The following is an 18,660-nucleotide window of genomic DNA, read 5'->3' on the forward strand; positions in this document are numbered from 1 at the left end:
AAAAACAGGATACTTTGTCGAGATTCTTTTAAAGGATTGTTTGAAGTTTCCAAGAAGTTAATAGAAAGGCTATTTTTATTCTAAAAAATCATTAAATAGCATTCAAGCAAACAACCATGCCCAGAAAAGAACTAGTTTTCTTAAACTTGTAAGCAGGGAGCAGCCGGAATACACGAAGACTCCTATGGGATTAGCGGGACAGGCGAGACCCCGCAGGAGCAAAGCTCCGGGGAGGCTTGGCGCCCGCCCCATGGAAAGCGAAGTGTATACCGGCTGCGGACTTATTGAGAGAGCGGAACCATTTTCAAGGTAGCCTATCAAATTATTATTTTCTCGATATAAAAAAGATTTGCTTTATTTAATTATACATTTAAATTAATAGCAAGAGAAAAGAGGCGATCAAATATGAAAAAAAATCCAAAAGAAACAATAATAGAATCCGCTATTATCTTGTTTAATCGAAATGGATATGATGGTACCTCAATTAGGGATATTGCAGGGCATGCAAAAGTCAATGTAGCGAATATCTCCTATTATTTTAATGGAAAACACGGCTTATTGGAATATTGCTTTACAAGCTATTTTGAAAACTATTTAGAAGTTATGGAACAAGTGTATTTTTCTGTTGTCAGTAACGCAAAGGATAAACTAAAACAAGTAGTAGAAGCCATCATTCAATTTCAATGCCAGCATCCACATTTAACAAGGTTTGTACTAAGAGAAGTTTCTATTGATTCACAAGTAGTCCGAGAAATCATGTCGACCTATTATGTAAAAGAACGTTTTTATTTATCGAAAATTTTGGAAGATGGCATAAAGAATAAAGAGTTTAAAAATCAGACCATTTCATATAGCATTATTCAATTGAAAAGCTTTTTGTCAATGCCATTCCTTAATACGTATTATTTAACGGAAGTACTGCATGTTTTTTTACATGAATCGTATTTCATGAAAAAATATTTAGAAGAAATTAATAAATGGATTGATGAAGTGATCTGTTTAGATACAGCATCTTTACCAATTTCCTAATGTTTGCTGTAAGCCTTGTCCTAAATCCTTTATTTGATGAGCATCTGATCCGTAAATTAATGGGATTTGCAGATCTTTTGCTTTTTGAGCAATCCATTTAGGTGGATAAGGTTCCTTGCATAGAGGTTTATTAACGCCTGCACCATTATAATCGAGCTCTAAATTTTGCTCTTTTATGATATTCAATAAATCGCTAATGGTGTGAAGATACTCATAATTAACTGGAAATTTTTTTTGGAATTTATGTACAAGTGTTATATGGCCGATTCTTTTTGGTTTAAATGGTCCTAAATTTGCTTTTATTGATTTTTTGACTGTATTAAAATAACAATCATATATTGCTTCCACACTTCCATATCGTTTAATCATATCTGCAAATAAGTCAGGGCTATAATCCACACAATCATAAGCAGTATCTTTTTTTAGAAAATGGACACTAAGTATACTGTCGTCCAGTTTTTTACCCCAAACGGACAAGAAATCATAAATTTCTTTTTCAAAGCCTTCGATATAATCAACCTCTAAACCTATATTCACTTTAATTTCTTTTTGATAAAGCGCTTTTACTACATTTACTTCCTCTATGTAATATGGCAGTTCTTCCAACGACATGCTGCTGTCTTTAGTAGGAGTAGTATCTGTAAATCCTTTAGGCAGGGGGGCATGTTCGGTGAAAGTGATTTCTTTAAAACCTAAGGAAATTGCTTTATTAATATAATCTGTTAATGAATCTTTTGTTCCATGAGGACAAAAGGCAGTATGGATGTGGCCGTCTTTTTTTAACATAATATCAATCGTCCTTTCCGTATTAAAAAATGGAAGATACCCATGCAAACAAATTTTCACCATGACGCATGAAAAGAAGCAGTTTTCTTAAATTTCAGACGGAACACACGAAGACTCCTATAGGAACTGCGGGATAGGAGAGACCCCACAGGAGCAGTTCGGCTCCGCCCCATGGAAAGGCGAAGTGTATTCCGTCTGCGGACTTATCGAGAGTGCCTCTTTTCAGGGTAGATAAAAAGAAAAATTCAATGGGAAATAAAATTACCTTACGTTATTTCTTCTTATTTTACTAAAAAAAAAGGTGTTATACTGCTTTTTTCAAGATAAAAAAGAAAATTGTATCATTATAATGAAAAAATTATGGGAAATCTTTTAAAAAAAAGAAATTTAATAGTCAAAAAATGTCGGTTACATGGTATCATAAAAACAAATGAAAATAACCTTACATACTATTAATATAAATGAATAATAAAAATGGTCGGTGTTAGAACAGGGGGCTTCAAATGTATTACATAATTGGTGGAGTAGTCATTCTTTTATGCCTATTCGTATGTGGATATTTTATCAAGCGAAAATACTATGGAATGGTAGATGAATTAGAATCTTGGAAGATTGATATTATGAATCGGCCGGTTCTAGAAGAGCTCTCTAAAGTAAAACAACTGAATATGATCGGACAAACAGAAGAATTGTTTGAGCGCTGGAGAGCAAAATGGGATGACATTGTTACCGTTCAATTGCCAGATGTAGAAGAATTGCTTTTTGATACAGAAGAGTATATTGATAATTACAAATTAAAAAAGGCAAAGCAGGCGCAAAGTAATGCTCGACAGAAAATGGAGCAAATGGAAAAATCTATTGAAATAATGCTGGAAGAATTAAATAATCTTGTCGGAAGTGAAGAGAAAAATCGTACAGAGATAGAAACACTTCAGCAAGCCTATCGAGAAAGCAAAAAAACATTATTGGCACACAGACATACCTTTGGTGAGACAGAAAAAAAATTAGAAGCAATGTTAAAAGACGTCGCAGCATCCTTAAGTGTCTTTGAGGAGAAAACGAATAATGGAGATTATTTGGAAGCAAGAGAAATTGTGCTGCAAACCGAAGATCTTATTTCGCATATTCGTTATTTAATCGAACATATTCCACCTTTGCTAATTGAATGCGAGACAAAATTGCCAGAGCATATTAATGAGTTAAAAGATGGTTATCAAGATATGCTTCTACAAGGTTTTATTCTTGAGCATATTCAATTAGAAACAGAAGTGGAGCAAATGGAAAAAGATTTAGCTGCATGTGATCTGTTCCTTCGAGAGGGACAGGTAGAAAAAATCCAATCAACTGTAGCAGAAATACAGGAAAAGCTGGATGTTTTGTACGATTTATTAGAAAAAGAAGTGCTAGCGAAGAACTATTGGAATAAAAATTTAGAGCCTGCTAAAAAAATTCTTGGAGATATAAATGAAGCCAACGACCGATTACAAACAGAACTAGGATTGTTGCAAAGAAGTTATCATTTAAATGATGAAGATATTGAATTGCAATTTAAATTAGAAAATAAAATTAAGCATTTATACAAACAATATGAGATCCTAGAGCACAAGTTGCTTAATGAGACAGCTGCCCATACTGTTTTAAGTGAAGAACTAAAACAGTTAAAAGAACAGCTAGAAAATATAGCAGATGAACAAACCAGTTTGTTTGAGAAACTTCATGCACTAAGAAAAGATGAAGTTGCAGCACATGAAAAAATCAAAAAATTAAGCAAAGATGTCGCGTATTCTATAAGAATGGTCACAAATAGCAATGTTCCAGGTGTTACAAACGAATATAATGATTTAATAAATGCTGCAAAAGAAAGTATAACGAAAGTGAAAAATGTTTTAGAAGAAGCTCCACTGGATATTCCTGCAGTACATACCTTGTTAGATGAAGCAGAAAATAGTGTATCTATCATAATTGATGCAACAAATGAATTAGTAGAAACCGTTTTATTAGCAGAAAAAATCATTCAATATGGTAATAGATATCGCAGTAAATATCCGAGAGTAGAAAAAGGTTTAAAGGAAGCAGAGGATGCCTTTAGACATTTCCAGTATAAAGAAGCATTAGAACAGGCTGTTACCGCTATTGAAGAAGTAGATCCAGGAAGTACCAAGCGTTTAGAAACATGGATTATGGAACAAACAGAAAGACAGAATCAATATAGTTGAATGTGTTATTGAAAAAAGCTTTAATGGATGGCAAATCCGAATAAATAATTATTTTTCTCTATTGGTAAAATAAGCTCATTGTATTTGTCAGAGAAACGAATAGAAGCGTTGTTTTGAAGAAGGAAGGGAGATACTACGGAAGTAGACACTCTCTTTTTTTGATGGAATCTTTACATGTTATTTTCAAATGCAGTGTACTATGCTAAGATTTAAAGTTGGCAAGTATACAGGAAAGGGGGCGGCTTATGATATATTTAGATAATAGTGCGACAACTAAGCCATTTCCGGAAGTATTAAAGTCATATACAACCGTTGCCGCTGAATATTTTGGGAATCCTTCTTCCTTGCATTCAATAGGAGGACAAGCAGAAAATCTTCTTTTACAAGCTAGAAAGCAAATAGCTGATCTGTTGCAAGTAAAGAGCAGTGAAATATATTTTACATCTGGTGGTACGGAAGGTAATAATTTTGCATTAAAAGGGATTGCTCATTCTTATAAAGGTAGAGGAAAGCATATTATAACAACAGCGATAGAGCATGATTCCATTCATAATGCTCTCGAACAATTACAGAATGAAGGATTCTCCATTACGTATATCCCAGTTGATGAAGAAGGGATTGTATCTGTTGAGGAAGTGAAAAGACACATTCAAAAAGATACCATCCTTGTTTCTATCATGCATGTGAATAATGAAATAGGTTCGATTCAACCGGTACTGCAAATCGGACAAATGTTAAAAAAGCATGATTCTAAGATAATTTTTCACGTAGATGGTGTACAAGGCGTAGGAAAAATACCATTATCAATAAAAGAGGCTGAAATCGATTTATATACCATTTCTGCTCATAAATTTCATGGGTTAAAAGGAAATGGAGTTTTATACATTCGCCAAGGCTTAAAGCTTTCTCCTCTATTGGCTGGTGGAGGGCAAGAAGGAAATCTGAGAAGTGGAACGGAAAATGTTCCTGGAGCAGTATCCACTGCTAAAGCACTTAGATTACAACTGCAAAACCAACAAGAAAAATTAGAGAAACTAATCCAGTTAAATCAATTTTTGCGAGAACAATTGCAAGGAATAGACGATGTAATCATACATTCTCCATCAAATAGTGTTCCTCATATTATTAATTTCTCTATTTTAGGTATAAAAGCAGAGGTATTTATCCATGCATTAGAAGAAGAGGAACTATTTATATCTACTACTAGTGCATGCTCTTCTAAAAAGAATAAAGTAAGCAAAACATTGGTCAGCATGGGAGTCTCCAAGCAAGCTGCAGAAAGTTCCTTTAGAATGAGCTTATGTTATGACAATACACTAGAAGAAATGCAAAACACAATAAATATAATAGCTGAAACAACAAAATGGTTAAGAGGTGTAATGAAATAAATGACTTATGATCGTATACTTATTCGCTATGGTGAACTATCTACAAAAGGGAGAAACAGAAAAGTATTTGTAGATAAATTAAGAAGAACAATTGAAAAAGCATTGAGTAAATATCCTCTTGTAAAAGTGGAAGCAAAAAGAGAAAGAATGTATGTGATCTTAAATGGTGAAAATCCAGATAAAATTACAGATGTATTAAAAAATATATTTGGTATTCAGTCTTTTAGTCCTGCAATAAAACTGGAGAGGGATATTGATCTTATTAAAAATGCAGCATTACAAATCGTTTCTTCTATTTATAAAGAAGGAAATACATTTAAGGTTAGTGCTAGAAGAGCAGACAAATCATTTTCTCTTGATACAGGAGAAATCAATCACTTATTTGGCTCCCATTTATTGAAAAATATTTCTGGATTAAAAGTGGATGTAAAAAATCCAGATATAAATGTGCAGATAGAAGTTAGAAGTGAAGCTGTATACTTATCATGTGAAAATATAGCTGGGGCAGGAGGACTGCCAACAGGAACAAGCGGCAAAGCAATGCTGATGCTTTCTGGCGGCTTAGATAGTCCGGTTGCTGGATATTTATTGATGAAGCGTGGTTTGGAATTGGAAGGTGTACACTTTTTTAGTCCACCATTCACAAGTGAAAGAGCCAAGCAAAAAGTAATAGATCTTTCGAGAAAATTAGCTAATAGGAATGGTCATTTCGTTTTGCATATTGTTCCATTTACTGAAATTCAGCAGTTAATTCATAAACAAATTCCAGAAAATTACACGATGACAGCTACAAGAAGACTGATGCTTCGGATTACAGATGAACTAGGAAAAAGACAAGAAGCACTTGCTATTGCAACAGGAGAAAGCTTAGGACAAGTTGCCAGTCAAACAATTGAAAGTATGCATGCGATAAATGCTGTAACCAATACACCAATTTTAAGACCGCTTATTGCAGTAGATAAAACAGAAATTATTGATATTGCAAAAAAAATTGAGACTCATGATATATCGATTAGACCATATGAAGATTGCTGTACAGTATTTGTTCCGTCTTCACCAAAAACAAAACCGAAAAAAGAAAAAGTTCAATTCTATGAAAGTTTTGTTGATTTTGAGCCGATGATTCAGCAAGCTGTAGAGAAAATCGAAACCATTATTCTAAAAAGAGAAGATCAAATAGATTCAGCAGAAACAATGGAAACCCTCTTTTAACCAAGAAGCCTCCATGTGAAAATTTGCACCATAGCACACAGAAAGCGAAGTGTATTCCGGCTGCGGACTAATTTGAGAGAGCCGGATTGTCTTTTCATGGTAGCTTATTTTTTTAAAATATAATTAATTTATTGGTGTTCATCAACAATAAAACACTGGATATAATTCCCTTTATTTTTGTGAACAATTACCAGTAAAAAAAATGAATGAAGGTCATGTGTTATACACATTCTATTATCACAAGGAGGTGATACACATGGCTAACAACAGTTCAAATCAATTAGTAGTACCTGGTGTTTCTCAAGCTTTAGATCAAATGAAATATGAAATCGCTACTGAATTCGGAGTAAGTCTTGGTGCTGAAACAACTTCTCGCGCTAACGGTTCCGTAGGTGGTGAAATCACTAAACGTTTAGTTCAAATGGCTGAACAACAACTTGGTGGTTACTCAAAATAATTTTATATGATGGCTATAAGGAGCGGGACAATTGTCCCGCTCCTTTTCCTTATGTCAATATCTCCTCCTGCTGCTCCCTTTTTCAGGGTAGCTTAAAACCAAAAAATGACCTAATCCTAATAAAGAAAGAAATAAATATTTTTAAAATTTTCTAGTAAATAGTATAATGACTAAAGTGAATTTTAAAACCTATTTATAGGGGGAGAATAAATGAGTCGAGAAGAATTGCTAGCTCCACAAAAATATAATTTTGTTTCGGAGATAGAAAAGTTTGCCCAAAATGCCGATAAAGTAGCATTAAAATGGGAAAATGAAGAAGGACAAGCAAAAGAAATTACGTATTCCAGCCTATTAAAACTTGCCAATCAAATGGGAAATGTTTTAAAAGCATCTGGTTTACAAAAAGGGGATGTTGTTCTAGTAATCGTTCCACGATTAGTAGAAGCATATCAAGTGTATATAGCTGCGCTTAAATTGGGATTAACCATTCTCCCAAGTTCTGAAATGCTCCGCGCAAAAGATCTGCAATATCGGATTAAGCATGGAGAAGTAAAGGCGGTTATTAGTTATTATCCGTACATAGAAGAGCTTACGAAGATAGAAGATGTGCATTCTATTAAACGTTTTGTTTTAGGAAATGCTGTAGATGGATGGACTTATTTAGATAAAGAGGCTGAATCTGCTTCCGAAGAATTAGCTCTTTGCGAGACAGAAAAAACAGATACAGCATTTATCTCTTATACATCTGGAACGACCGGCAATCCAAAAGGAGTAGTCCATACACATGGATGGGCATATGCTCATTTACGAACAGCAGCACCAAACTGGTTATGTATTGAAGAAGGAGATATCGTTTGGGCAACAGCAGGTCCTGGATGGCAAAAATGGGTGTGGAGTCCGCTTTTATCTGTATTAGGCTCCGGTGCTACTGGATTAGTTTATCATGGGAAATTTAATCCTTCCAAGTATTTACAATTATTAGAAAAATATAAAGTGAATGTTCTGTGCTGTACACCAACAGAATATCGTCTTATGGCTAAAGTAGAAAATATAGGATCTTTCCGATTGGAAAATTTAAGAAGTGCTGTTTCAGCAGGTGAACCATTAAATAGAGAAGTAATGGATATTTTTAAGAAATACTTTAACTTAGATGTTCGAGATGGATATGGACAAACCGAAAATACGCTTTTATTGGGAATAACAAAAGGGGTTGATCTTCGTCCAGGTTCTATGGGGAAACCTACTCCAGGCAATATAGTAGAAATTATTAATGAAGATGGAGAAATTTGTGCTGTAGGAGAAGTCGGAGAAATCGCCGTACATAAAACGACACCAGCTTTATTTAAAGAATATTTTAAAGATATGGAAAGAACCAAAAATCAGTATAGAGGCGATTATTATATCACTGGTGACAGAGCCAAAAAGGATGAAGATGGATATTTTTGGTTTGAAGGACGCAGTGATGATATAATCATTAGTTCTGGCTATACGATTGGACCGTTCGAGGTAGAAGATGCGCTTGTAAAGCACGCAGCTGTTAAAGAGTGTGCAGTAGTTGCAAGTCCAGATCCAATCAGGGGAAATATTGTTAAAGCATTTGTTGTATTAATAGATGGAATAGACGGAACAGATGAATTGATTAAAGAATTGCAGACACATGCTAAAGAATTAACAGCTCCATATAAGTACCCAAGAAAAATAGAGTTTATGAAGGAGCTTCCAAAAACAACTTCTGGTAAAACTCGTCGGGTAGAATTAAGGGATAATGAACAAAAAAATGGTTAAAACAAAATTTTATTTTTAGAAAAAGATAGGAAGAAATAAAGGAATAAGCAGGATGTATCAATAATATATACATACCTGCTTATTTTTTATGTTAAATGGATTGGATTGTTTATTTAAATGTAGGAGGATTTTGATGGGAACGTTATTATACGGTGGAAATATATATACATTACAAGAGGAGGGCCATAAAGTAGAAGCCCTTTATTTTGAAGAATCCTCTATTCTAGATTACGGAGAAAAATCATCATTAGAAAAAAAATATCAGACTAGCATTGAAGATACTATTAATTTACAGGGTGATACATTACTGCCGGGTTTTGTTGATAGTCATATGCATCTTATTGGTTATGGAGAAAAGCTGTTAAGATTAGATCTTTCCGAATGCACATCAAAGGAAGAAGCACTTCTGAAGGTTGCTGATTTGGCTGAAAAAATTTCAGAAGGAGAATGGATAATTGGAGATGGCTGGAATGAAAATTTATGGAAGGAGAAATCTCCGTTATCAAGACAGGAATTAGATGCATATGTACCTAATCATCCAGTGTTGTTAAGTCGAATATGTAAACATGCGATTGCGGTAAATTCCAAGGCATTACAGCTTTCAGGAATACAGGAAAACGCTTCAGCACCATTTGGTGGGGTAATAGAACGAGATGCAAATGGGATGTTGAATGGCATATTAAAGGATCAGGCACAAGAACTAGTTAAAAAGCATTTGCCGAAAGTAACAGATGAATATGTTGAAAATGCTTTAAGAACAGCCATAAAGGATTGTTATCAATTAGGATTAACGGGTGTACATACAGAGGATTTATACTATTACCATGGGTATGAAGGAACATTGCGTGCATTTAAAAAAGTAGTGGAAGATGAAAGCTATTTCTTTCGGACTCATTTATTGGTTCATCATGAAGTGTTTTCAGAAATGGTTCAAGGTGGTGGAAAGTATTTAAGTGGTAGTGAATGGGTAGAACTGGGAGCAATGAAGATTTTTGCAGACGGTGCTTTTGGTGGAAGAACAGCACTATTAAGCAGGCCGTACCAAGATGATCCTACTACAAACGGAGTAAGTATTTTTACACAAGAAGAGTTAAACCATCTGGTCAAATCTGCACGGGAAAAAGAAATTCCTGTCGCAGTACACGCAATCGGTGATGCAGCATTTGAGATGGTGTTAAATGCTATTGAGGAGCATCCTTTGCAAGGATTTGGGAGAGACCGTTTAATTCATGCAACCATGCTTCGCAAAGATTTGCTTGAACGTGTTAAAAAATTACCGATTATCTTAGATATTCAACCGTGTTTTGTCACCTCTGATTTCCCATGGATTATAGACCGCCTTGGAGAAGATAATATGAAGTACTGTTATGCATGGAAAACATTAATAAAGGAAGGCTTGCATTGTGCTGGTGGTTCAGATGCTCCGATTGAAACGGCAAATCCTTTAGTAGGGATACAAGCTGCAGTAACAAGAACAAATAAATTTGATACGAGTGGAAAAGGATATAGAATGGAAGAAGCTTTATCTTTATATGAAGCAGTTTGTTTATATACAAAAGAAAGTGCCTATGCTATTTGCCGCGAAACGGAACGAGGCATGATTAAAGAAAACTATACGGCAGATTTTACGGTTCTTGATCAAGATATTTTTAAAATAAATAAAAAGAACATAGAAACAGTTAAAGTAACAAAAACAATTATTGGCGGACAGGTTGTTTATGATAGTGATTTCATCTCCGAAAATTAAAGCATAAAGAAAAATATACAGTAAAAAGATTAGTGCATGTTAAATAGCTAATCTTTTTTTATGTTGATTTGGCTTGTTTTCCGCTTATTTTAGCATTATAATTGGAAATATTTCGAAAATAGAAAGAAGCGATATAAATGTCAAAATATGATGTGAAGTTAGGAGCAGTTTTTGCAGCAATAGCTTATTTGATATGGGGATTATTTCCTATATATTGGAAATATCTTCAAAAGGTAGGCGCTGATGAAATATTGGCAAATAGAATTGTTTGGTCGTTTGTTTTTATGCTAATTCTTATAATGGTGACAAAAAAATGGAGAAAAGTTATTGCTACTTTAAAATCATTTAAAGAAAATAAAAAACAGGCATTTCTTTTATTTATTGCATCTATTCTAGTTAGTGGCAATTGGTTTATTTATATTTGGGCAGTAAATGCAGACAAAGTGATTGAAACAAGTCTTGGTTATTATATTAATCCTTTAGTCAGTGTATTATTAGGCATGATTGTGCTAAAAGAAAAACTAACAAAAATTCAATATCTTTCTTTTGTGTTAGCAGCAATAGGGGTCCTGATTTTGACGATTTCTCATGGTTCGTTTCCATGGATTGCTTTATCGTTAGCCTTTACCTTTGGATTATACGGGCTGATTAAAAAAATGCTTATTTTAGATTCGGAAATTGGATTAACTATCGAAACAATGTTTATTACACCATTTGCACTTGTTTATATCGTTCTTTTGTTTGTAAATGGAAACAATGCATTTTTAGCTATTTCTATAAATAAAGATGTATTATTAATGTTATCTGGTGTATTAACAGCAGTCCCATTGTTGTTTTTTGCAAAAGGCGCGCAAAGAATTCCTCTTTCCATGTTAGGATTTATTCAATATGTAACGCCTACTTTAACGTTAATACTAGGAGTATTTCTATTTCACGAAGCATTTACTTCCACTCATTTAATCGCATTTATTTTTATTTGGACAGCACTTGCCATATATTCCTTATCAAAAACAAAATTAGTTCATTTATTCAGCAAGTCAAAAAAACAACCAGAGGTGTACAGCGAATAAAGGAAGCGTTTTTAATAAGAGTTTCATATTCTTGAATAGTATGATGGATAGAGAATTTACAACCCCACAGCGTAACGAGAAGGACAGGAGATGTGCCCACAGAAAAGCGAAAAGCGCTATGCTGACTGCGGACTATTCGAGAGAGCCAAATTCTCCGTTCAGGTAAGTATAAACTTTTAATAAGATAAGATAAAATTCGGAAACATAAAGGAACATCTAAAAAAAACATAAGTTTTATCAAAAAAAGATAATTTCCAGTAAATTTACCTTTTTTTGAAACATTTTTACAAAAGCATCGTATTAACTGATGGAAGTTAATTTAGGAGGGTATATATACATGAATGGAAAAAGATGGGCAGCTTTAGGGATTGCTGCAGTTATATTTGTTTTTTCAATTATTACAAGTTTAGTTTCCATAACAGCAACAACAAATATGGAAAGTGTATTAGAAGGATTTCTAGGTGAAAGCAACGAAACATTTGCTGAAGATATAATTCAAGATGGTAACGATATGCAAAAAATCGCTGTATTAGATGTAAATGGAACAATCCAGGATACAGGGGAAGCAGGATCTTTATTATCAGCATCAGGCTACAATCATCAATCCTTTATGGAAAAATTAAATTACATAAAAGAAGATAGCAATGTTAAAGGGGTTATTATTAAAGTAAACTCTCCAGGTGGTGGAGTAGTAGAAAGTGCAGAAATACATGATAAAATCGTTGAAATAGAAAAAGAAACGAAGAAGCCGGTATATATTTCAATGGGATCAATGGCAGCTTCTGGTGGCTACTATATATCTGCCGCAGCTAACAAAATATTTGCCAGCCCTGAAACATTAACCGGTTCGTTAGGTGTTATCATGCATGGTTATAATTATAAAGGCCTTGCAGAGAAGTATGGTGTTGATTTTGTTACAATTAAAAGTGGCCCATATAAAGATATTATGAGCCCATCAAGAGAGATGACAAAAGAAGAGAAAGAAATTCTTCAAACGATGATTAATAACTCCTACGAAGGGTTCGTTAAAGTAATTGCGGATGGTCGCGGAATGTCTGAATCGGACGTGAAAAAAATTGCGGATGGAAGAATTTATGATGGAAGACAAGCAAAGGAATTAAATTTAATTGATGATTTTGGCTACTTTAATGACGTGGTTGAGCAAATGAAGAAAGACTACAAATTAAAAGATCCTCAGGTAGTAAGCTATACAGATAGTACAGGAATTGCTTCTATTCTAGGAATGAGTGCCAATAAATTAAAATTAATGGGTGAGGATAAAGAGTTAACAAACATCTTGAAACTTGTAGCTAACACAAATTCACCTCGTCTTATGTACTTATATGCAGAATAGGAGGGGTAGAAATGAATAATAATTCTGATCATAATGAAACAACTGTGCAAAGTGAACAAACAGAAAAAATAGATACTACAGCCATTGAAAAAGAGGAAACTGTTTTAGTGAACAGTGAAAATTCTATTGTAGATTCAAATGAACTAGAAATGCATTATGCAGGTTTTTGGATGAGATTTTGGGCCTATTTGGCAGATTTAGTGATTATCGGGAGTCTTAATCGAATTATTATCTATCCAATTTTTCGTTGGCTTGACCTTCCTTTACATGAGGGAGGCATATTTACACCAATTAATATTTTTACAGCGGTTATCTTTTATTTATATTTTGTGCTGATGACAAAATATTGGAAACAAACCTTAGGGAAAATGATTTTTGGGTTAAAAGTAATATCATTAAAAAAAGCGAATTTATCATGGGATACGGTTCTTTTCCGTGAATGGATTGGACGCTTTATCTCTGCAAGTATTTTAATTCTGTATATAATAGTGGCGTTTTTACCGAAAAAACAAGGCTTGCATGATTTATTTGCAGATACTGCAGTTATCCATTCAAGGTAAAACCATCGGAATATAAAAACTTTATTTTAAAGGAGAGGTCATTTATCGGTCAGAAACCTGACTGATAAATGACCTCTTTTTCTTTATAAAATTAGAATTGGAAGAAGAGTGATTGTTGAATAGCGGCAGGTGAGAGTATATTACTAGATCAAATAAAACCCATAAACTGTAATCATGTTTATTTTTTGGGGTTATTACCAATAATAAAATGTTGAAAGGTGTGGAGTGGATGAACGTATTAATAATTATTGGAATTATATTTTTTCTTTTACTTTTGCTGTTTATTTTAATCTGTTTCATCAAGCTTACCGTAAGTGTGCAATATTATCATGCTAAAGATAATGATGATGTATCAATTGAAATCAAAGCATTAGGTTTAATTAAATATAAAAAGAAAATTCCGTTAATAAAGGTGGATGATAATTCACCTACACTTGTGGTGAAAGAAGAGACAGAGATAAATGATTCAGCAGAAAATAAAAAAACAAAGCAATTTTCTGCTGAAGATTTATTAGATACTTTTTCTAATACAAGGGAACTTTTAAAGCATGTAATTAGTTTTCATCGTATTATGCGCTATTTTCTGTCTAAAGTAACAATTAAACAAATCGAATGGTATACGATTGTTGGATTAGGTGATGCGGCCCATACAGGAACAATTTCTGGTGCAATATGGGCGGTTAAGGGCGCAATAATAGGTTTGATAAGCAGTTACATGAAAATGAAGGACTTACCTAAAATAAATATTTACCCGCAATTTCAGCGAATACAATCGGAAACTTTATTTAAGTGTATGATTCAATTTCGTATAGGGAATGCTATGTTGGCAGGAATTAAAATCGTGAAATTTTGGAAAGGTGGATTTCCTAAATTTAAATCCAATTCGAAACTTACGCCTATCCAAAAATAAAAGTATAGATATGGAGGAATAAGAAGATGACAGATCATCCAATTCAAGGCTTAATGACTACAGCGATGGAAAACCTAAAAGAAATGATTGATGTAAATACTATAATAGGGGATCCAGTGGAGACTCCAGATGGAAGTGTTATTCTTACAGTGTCGAAAGTAGGATTTGGATTTGCAGCAGGTGGAAGTGAATTCACGCTGGAAAATCATTCATTACATGAAAATGCTGGTACACAGCACCCTTTTGGTGGAGGTAGTGGTGGAGGAGTTTCTATTACACCAATCGCCTTTTTAATTGTAAACGGACAAGGAGTAAAAATGGTTCATTTAGATGAAAGTACACATCTCTATGAAAAATTATTGGATATTGCACCTCAAGCAGTTGATAAAATTCAACAGATGCTTTCGAAAAATAACCAAAAATCTTCATCCGCTCAAGAAGCCCCTAGACCAAAAGAAGATATTGAATTTTAATTAATCGAAAAGTGAAATGAAAGATAAGATATAATATTCCGCTTATCATTTGGGTAAGGGAGTAAAGGTCTGACGAACAAGAGCTTGTATCGATGGAAGAGAAAATTCTTTTGTACAAGTGTAACTTGGATGTCAGACTTTTTTTATTTCAGTCAAGAGAACATTTTTCTTCGTGGCTGATCAAAGCGCTTCTGCTTTTCAGTTTTCAAATCGTTTTCTTTGCAATTAGGTTGTTTAGAGGATATGATAAAATTACTATACATACTGAACAAAATGGGGGAAAATAATAATGGCTTCAATTACTTTTAAAAACCAACCAGTAACATTACTAGGAGAAGAAGTGAAGGCTGGCGATACAGCACCTAACTTTTCTGTTTTAGCAAATGATATGTCAGAAGTAACATTAGATAGTTCGAAGGGGAAAGTTCGTTTATTTAGTGTTATTCCTTCGATTGATACTGGAGTTTGTGATGCACAAACTCGTCGTTTTAATGAAGAAGCGGCAAAATTAGAAAACGTACAAATCATAACAGTAAGTGTAGATTTGCCTTTTGCTCAGAGAAGATGGTGTGCTGCAGCAGGCATTGACAAGGTTATAACTGTTTCTGATCATAAAGAGCTTTCTTTTGGAAAAGCATATGGGGTTGCAATAGAGGAGCTGCGTTTATTAGCAAGAGCTATTTTTGTTGTAGATTCTAACGATAAAGTAACATATGCAGAATATGTTGCAGAAGCAAGCAGTCATCCTAATTATGAAGCGGCAATAGAGGCTGTAAAACTGGCGAAATAATTAATGGTTTACAAATGAATGTGCACCGTTAATAATAGGAAGAGTCTCGGAATTATTTTCGGGACTTTTTCTTTGTGGTATCAAGATTTGTGTATTTTTCATTGGTCTACCCTGAAAATAAGTATTAATTAAGTCCACAGGTGGAATACACTTTGTTTTCCTGTGGGGTACGCCTGTCCCACTAATCCTACAGGAGTCTCCATGTATTCCGGCTTCTCTCTGCTTCAGCATACAATAAACAAAATTAAAGCCTATTAGCTTAGCATGGGTGTTTACCCTGAAATAAGCGCTCTTGTATGGTCCGCAGTTTGTATATACTTCGCTTTTCATGTATTCTCTTGAAAGTCTACATTTTAGTATAATAAACCCTTGTATAATCAGTTGAAAATGAAGGGGTAATAATAATTAGGTGGTAGAAAAGATGGTTCCTGTAGAAAAATTATTTGCTGTTTTTAACGAAACAGCAACAATAGTAAAAGAAGAATTAGATTGTACTTATTTAGAAGCATTGGCTATCACTGGAGAAAATATGTTTCAAGAAGCTATATTGCAAGAAAACATAAGTGAATACAGTGCCAAAAAATTAAAAAAAAGCTATGAATCCATTTCATTAAACGAGTATAGCAAAGAAGAAATACGTAAAAGCTTCCAGTTGGCTATATTAAAGGGCATGCAAGAAAATGTACAAGCAAATCATCAAATGACACCAGACTCTATTGGAATGCTAATCGGTTATTTAGTGCAAAAGTTCTATAGGCAGCCATCCATGCAACTTCTTGATTTAGCGGTTGGAACAGGAAATCTATTAACAACGGTTATCAATCATCAACCGGATAAAACAATAAAAGCATTTGGTGTGGAGATTGATGAACTGCTCTTACAACTTGCTTATATTAATGCCAATTTGCAAGAACAGCCTGTTGAATTTTATAATCAAGATAGTTTGGAAAAGCTATTTATCGATCCAGTCGATATTGTTGTCGGAGACCTGCCGGTAGGATATTATCCTAATGATATAGGTGCAAGTGAATATATGCTTCAAGCAGATAATGGCCATTCCTATGCCCATCATCTTTTTTTAGAGCAAAGCATTAATCACCTGAAAGATGGGGGATATGCATTATGTATGGTTCCGAATGGTTTATTTGAAAGTGAACAAGCAGCTAAATTGCATCATTTTTTTAAGGAAAAAGTATATATTCAAAGTATTCTTCAATTGCCTCTTTCTTTATTTAAAAATAAACAGGCAGCAAAAAGTATTTTAGTGCTTCAAAAAAAGGGTGATGGCATAAAAGCACCAAAACAAGTGCTGCTTGCTAATGTACCAAAGCTTTCAAATATCAATCAAATGGAAAAACTACTCTCTCAAATCGATTTGTGGATAAAGGAAAATAAATAATTTTAATGTTGTAGGACAGACTTCTTCTATTATATAGTAGATCATCTGTTTGATAGGGAAAATTAACAATTTTATAAAAAAAATCGACAAAATTATAGAAAAATGTCGAACTGTTAATTAAGTGCTTGAAATGTTTCTATTACAATGTTTAAATGGTGAATTGAGAGATATTAATTATGTCTGTTGTACAAAATAAGACTGTTCCATGTCAGACATTAAATAAAAATTGATGTTATATAAAAGGGGCGTAAACTATTTTATGGCAAAAATCATTGCAATTAACGCAGGAAGTTCTTCATTAAAATTTCAACTTTTTGAGATGCCAAGTGAAGAAGTAATAACAAAAGGCTTAATCGAGCGTATTGGGTTAAATGATGCTGTCTTTAATATTTCTGCGAATGGAGAAAAAATTAAAGAAGTGACAGAAATCCCTGATCATGAGGTAGCTGTTAAAATTTTATTAAGTAAATTAACAGAACTTGGCATTATTGCTTCATTAGATGAAATCGAAGGAATTGGACATCGTGTTGTTCATGGTGGAGAGGAATTTGCTGATTCTGTATTAATAACAAAAGATGTACTTGAAAAAATTGAAGTATTGTCAGAATTAGCGCCACTTCATAACCCGGCAAACCTTACAGGTATTCGTGCATTCCAACAAGTTTTACCGAATGTTCCTGCTATTGCTGTGTTTGATACAGCTTTTCATCAAACAATGCCTGAAAGCTCATATCTATATAGTCTTCCTTATGAGTATTATGAAAAATATGGCATCCGTAAATATGGTTTCCATGGAACATCACACAAATATGTTTCACAGCGTGCAGCTGAACTATTGGATCGTCCTATTGACCAACTGCGTTTAATTTCTTGCCATTTAGGTAATGGTGCGAGTATTGCAGCAATTGAAGGTGGAAAATCGATTGATACATCTATGGGGTTCACACCGCTTGCTGGGGTAACAATGGGTACTCGTTCTGGTAATATTGATCCGGCTCTTATTCCATTTATTATGGATAAAACAAATAGTACAGCTGATGAAGTGTTACAAGTATTAAACAAAAAGAGTGGCTTGTTAGGTATATCTGGTTTCTCTAGTGATTTACGAGATATAACAGAAGCTGCTAATGAGGGCAATGATAGAGCAGAGCTTGCTTTAACAGTGTTTGCAGACCATATTCATAAATATATTGGCTCTTATGCTGCTGGTATGAACGGTGTTGACGCAATTATTTTTACAGCTGGTATTGGTGAAAATAGTGAAATCGTTCGTGCTCGCGTGCTTAAAGGCCTTGAGTTTATGGGAGTTTATTGGGATCCGGCATTAAATAAATTATCAGGAAGCGAATCGTTTGTTAACTATCCGCATTCCCCAGTAAAAGTAATTATTATCCCAACAAATGAAGAGGTAATGATTGCTCGTGATGTAGTAAGACTAGCAAAATAATGCTGTCATATCAACGTTTCTGATGAATTGAAATTGA

Annotated in this window: 16 protein-coding genes; 15 read left to right on the forward strand and 1 reads right to left on the reverse strand. The window is 33.9% G+C overall.

Annotated features, from left to right (window positions below):
• The first annotated feature begins 405 nt into the window (after nt 1–405).
• Nucleotides 406–1,029 (forward strand): forespore capture DNA-binding protein RefZ, encoded by a 624-nt coding sequence (refZ, locus tag AC5LWL_RS07490; protein ID WP_493433725.1) that lies wholly within the window; start codon nt 406–408, stop codon nt 1,027–1,029.
• Here the strand turns inward: refZ and hisJ are convergent.
• A complete protein-coding gene (gene hisJ / locus AC5LWL_RS07495; RefSeq protein ID WP_493436562.1) occupies nt 1,015–1,815 on the reverse strand; it encodes a histidinol-phosphatase HisJ in 801 nt (266 codons plus the stop codon). The genes refZ and hisJ overlap by 15 nt on opposite strands.
• Nucleotides 1,816–2,318: 503 nt before the next feature.
• Between hisJ and ezrA the strand changes: the two genes are divergently transcribed.
• From ezrA to AC5LWL_RS07565, 14 genes are all read left to right on the forward strand, one after another.
• Entirely contained in the window at nt 2,319–4,031 is a 1,713-nt protein-coding gene (gene ezrA, locus AC5LWL_RS07500; RefSeq protein WP_493433726.1) for a septation ring formation regulator EzrA, read from the forward strand.
• Nucleotides 4,032–4,276: 245 nt separating this feature from the next.
• The gene (locus AC5LWL_RS07505) at nt 4,277–5,419 is read left to right on the forward strand and encodes a cysteine desulfurase family protein (RefSeq protein WP_493433727.1); all 1,143 of its coding nucleotides are present in this window, start codon (nt 4,277–4,279) and stop codon (nt 5,417–5,419) included.
• The gene (gene thiI, locus AC5LWL_RS07510; protein ID WP_493433728.1) at nt 5,420–6,631 is read left to right on the forward strand and encodes a tRNA uracil 4-sulfurtransferase ThiI; all 1,212 of its coding nucleotides are present in this window, start codon (nt 5,420–5,422) and stop codon (nt 6,629–6,631) included.
• Nucleotides 6,632–6,887: 256 nt separating this feature from the next.
• On the forward strand, nt 6,888–7,088 hold the full coding sequence (locus AC5LWL_RS07515; RefSeq protein WP_493433729.1) for an alpha/beta-type small acid-soluble spore protein: 201 nt from the start codon (nt 6,888–6,890) through the stop codon (nt 7,086–7,088).
• 210 nt (nt 7,089–7,298) lie between these two features.
• On the forward strand, nt 7,299–8,873 hold the full coding sequence (gene mbcS / locus AC5LWL_RS07520) for an acyl-CoA synthetase MbcS (protein ID WP_493433730.1): 1,575 nt from the start codon (nt 7,299–7,301) through the stop codon (nt 8,871–8,873).
• Nucleotides 8,874–9,006: 133 nt separating this feature from the next.
• On the forward strand, nt 9,007–10,620 hold the full coding sequence (locus AC5LWL_RS07525; protein WP_493433731.1) for an amidohydrolase: 1,614 nt from the start codon (nt 9,007–9,009) through the stop codon (nt 10,618–10,620).
• 137 nt (nt 10,621–10,757) lie between these two features.
• Nucleotides 10,758–11,690: an EamA family transporter RarD gene (rarD, locus tag AC5LWL_RS07530; protein ID WP_493433732.1), complete on the forward strand. Its 933-nt coding sequence runs from the start codon at nt 10,758–10,760 to the stop codon at nt 11,688–11,690.
• A gap of 337 nt (nt 11,691–12,027) precedes the next feature.
• On the forward strand, nt 12,028–13,044 hold the full coding sequence (gene sppA / locus AC5LWL_RS07535) for a signal peptide peptidase SppA (protein ID WP_493433733.1): 1,017 nt from the start codon (nt 12,028–12,030) through the stop codon (nt 13,042–13,044).
• Between the two features lie 149 nt (nt 13,045–13,193).
• Nucleotides 13,194–13,604: an RDD family protein gene (locus AC5LWL_RS07540; RefSeq protein ID WP_493436563.1), complete on the forward strand. Its 411-nt coding sequence runs from the start codon at nt 13,194–13,196 to the stop codon at nt 13,602–13,604.
• 229 nt (nt 13,605–13,833) lie between these two features.
• Nucleotides 13,834–14,514, forward strand: coding sequence for a DUF2953 domain-containing protein (locus AC5LWL_RS07545; RefSeq protein WP_493433734.1), 681 nt, complete (start codon nt 13,834–13,836; stop codon nt 14,512–14,514).
• A gap of 26 nt (nt 14,515–14,540) precedes the next feature.
• Nucleotides 14,541–14,987: a GerW family sporulation protein gene (gene ytfJ, locus AC5LWL_RS07550; protein WP_493433735.1), complete on the forward strand. Its 447-nt coding sequence runs from the start codon at nt 14,541–14,543 to the stop codon at nt 14,985–14,987.
• Between the two features lie 289 nt (nt 14,988–15,276).
• Nucleotides 15,277–15,777: a thiol peroxidase gene (gene tpx / locus AC5LWL_RS07555; protein WP_493433736.1), complete on the forward strand. Its 501-nt coding sequence runs from the start codon at nt 15,277–15,279 to the stop codon at nt 15,775–15,777.
• Between the two features lie 421 nt (nt 15,778–16,198).
• Nucleotides 16,199–17,176, forward strand: coding sequence for a class I SAM-dependent methyltransferase (locus AC5LWL_RS07560; RefSeq protein ID WP_493433737.1), 978 nt, complete (start codon nt 16,199–16,201; stop codon nt 17,174–17,176).
• Nucleotides 17,177–17,435: 259 nt separating this feature from the next.
• Nucleotides 17,436–18,623 carry an acetate kinase gene (locus tag AC5LWL_RS07565; RefSeq protein ID WP_493433738.1) on the forward strand — a complete coding sequence of 396 codons (1,188 nt, stop codon included), beginning with the start codon at nt 17,436–17,438 and terminating at the stop codon, nt 18,621–18,623.
• The last annotated feature ends 37 nt before the right edge of the window (nt 18,624–18,660 follow it).

This window comes from Niallia sp. WK069_GA_01, assembly GCF_983173855.1.

What these genes read in the sequence shown, in the direction of transcription:
- refZ (WP_493433725.1), top strand. Translation starts at nt 406, where the DNA reads ATGAAAAAAAATCCAAAAGAAACAATAATAGAATCCGCTATTATCTTG.
- hisJ (WP_493436562.1), bottom strand. Translation starts at nt 1,815, where the DNA reads ATGTTAAAAAAAGACGGCCACATCCATACTGCCTTTTGTCCTCATGGA.
- ezrA (WP_493433726.1), top strand. Translation starts at nt 2,319, where the DNA reads ATGTATTACATAATTGGTGGAGTAGTCATTCTTTTATGCCTATTCGTA.
- AC5LWL_RS07505 (WP_493433727.1), top strand. Translation starts at nt 4,277, where the DNA reads ATGATATATTTAGATAATAGTGCGACAACTAAGCCATTTCCGGAAGTA.
- thiI (WP_493433728.1), top strand. Translation starts at nt 5,420, where the DNA reads ATGACTTATGATCGTATACTTATTCGCTATGGTGAACTATCTACAAAA.
- AC5LWL_RS07515 (WP_493433729.1), top strand. Translation starts at nt 6,888, where the DNA reads ATGGCTAACAACAGTTCAAATCAATTAGTAGTACCTGGTGTTTCTCAA.
- mbcS (WP_493433730.1), top strand. Translation starts at nt 7,299, where the DNA reads ATGAGTCGAGAAGAATTGCTAGCTCCACAAAAATATAATTTTGTTTCG.
- AC5LWL_RS07525 (WP_493433731.1), top strand. Translation starts at nt 9,007, where the DNA reads ATGGGAACGTTATTATACGGTGGAAATATATATACATTACAAGAGGAG.
- rarD (WP_493433732.1), top strand. Translation starts at nt 10,758, where the DNA reads ATGTCAAAATATGATGTGAAGTTAGGAGCAGTTTTTGCAGCAATAGCT.
- sppA (WP_493433733.1), top strand. Translation starts at nt 12,028, where the DNA reads ATGAATGGAAAAAGATGGGCAGCTTTAGGGATTGCTGCAGTTATATTT.
- AC5LWL_RS07540 (WP_493436563.1), top strand. Translation starts at nt 13,194, where the DNA reads ATGCATTATGCAGGTTTTTGGATGAGATTTTGGGCCTATTTGGCAGAT.
- AC5LWL_RS07545 (WP_493433734.1), top strand. Translation starts at nt 13,834, where the DNA reads ATGAACGTATTAATAATTATTGGAATTATATTTTTTCTTTTACTTTTG.
- ytfJ (WP_493433735.1), top strand. Translation starts at nt 14,541, where the DNA reads ATGACAGATCATCCAATTCAAGGCTTAATGACTACAGCGATGGAAAAC.
- tpx (WP_493433736.1), top strand. Translation starts at nt 15,277, where the DNA reads ATGGCTTCAATTACTTTTAAAAACCAACCAGTAACATTACTAGGAGAA.
- AC5LWL_RS07560 (WP_493433737.1), top strand. Translation starts at nt 16,199, where the DNA reads ATGGTTCCTGTAGAAAAATTATTTGCTGTTTTTAACGAAACAGCAACA.
- AC5LWL_RS07565 (WP_493433738.1), top strand. Translation starts at nt 17,436, where the DNA reads ATGGCAAAAATCATTGCAATTAACGCAGGAAGTTCTTCATTAAAATTT.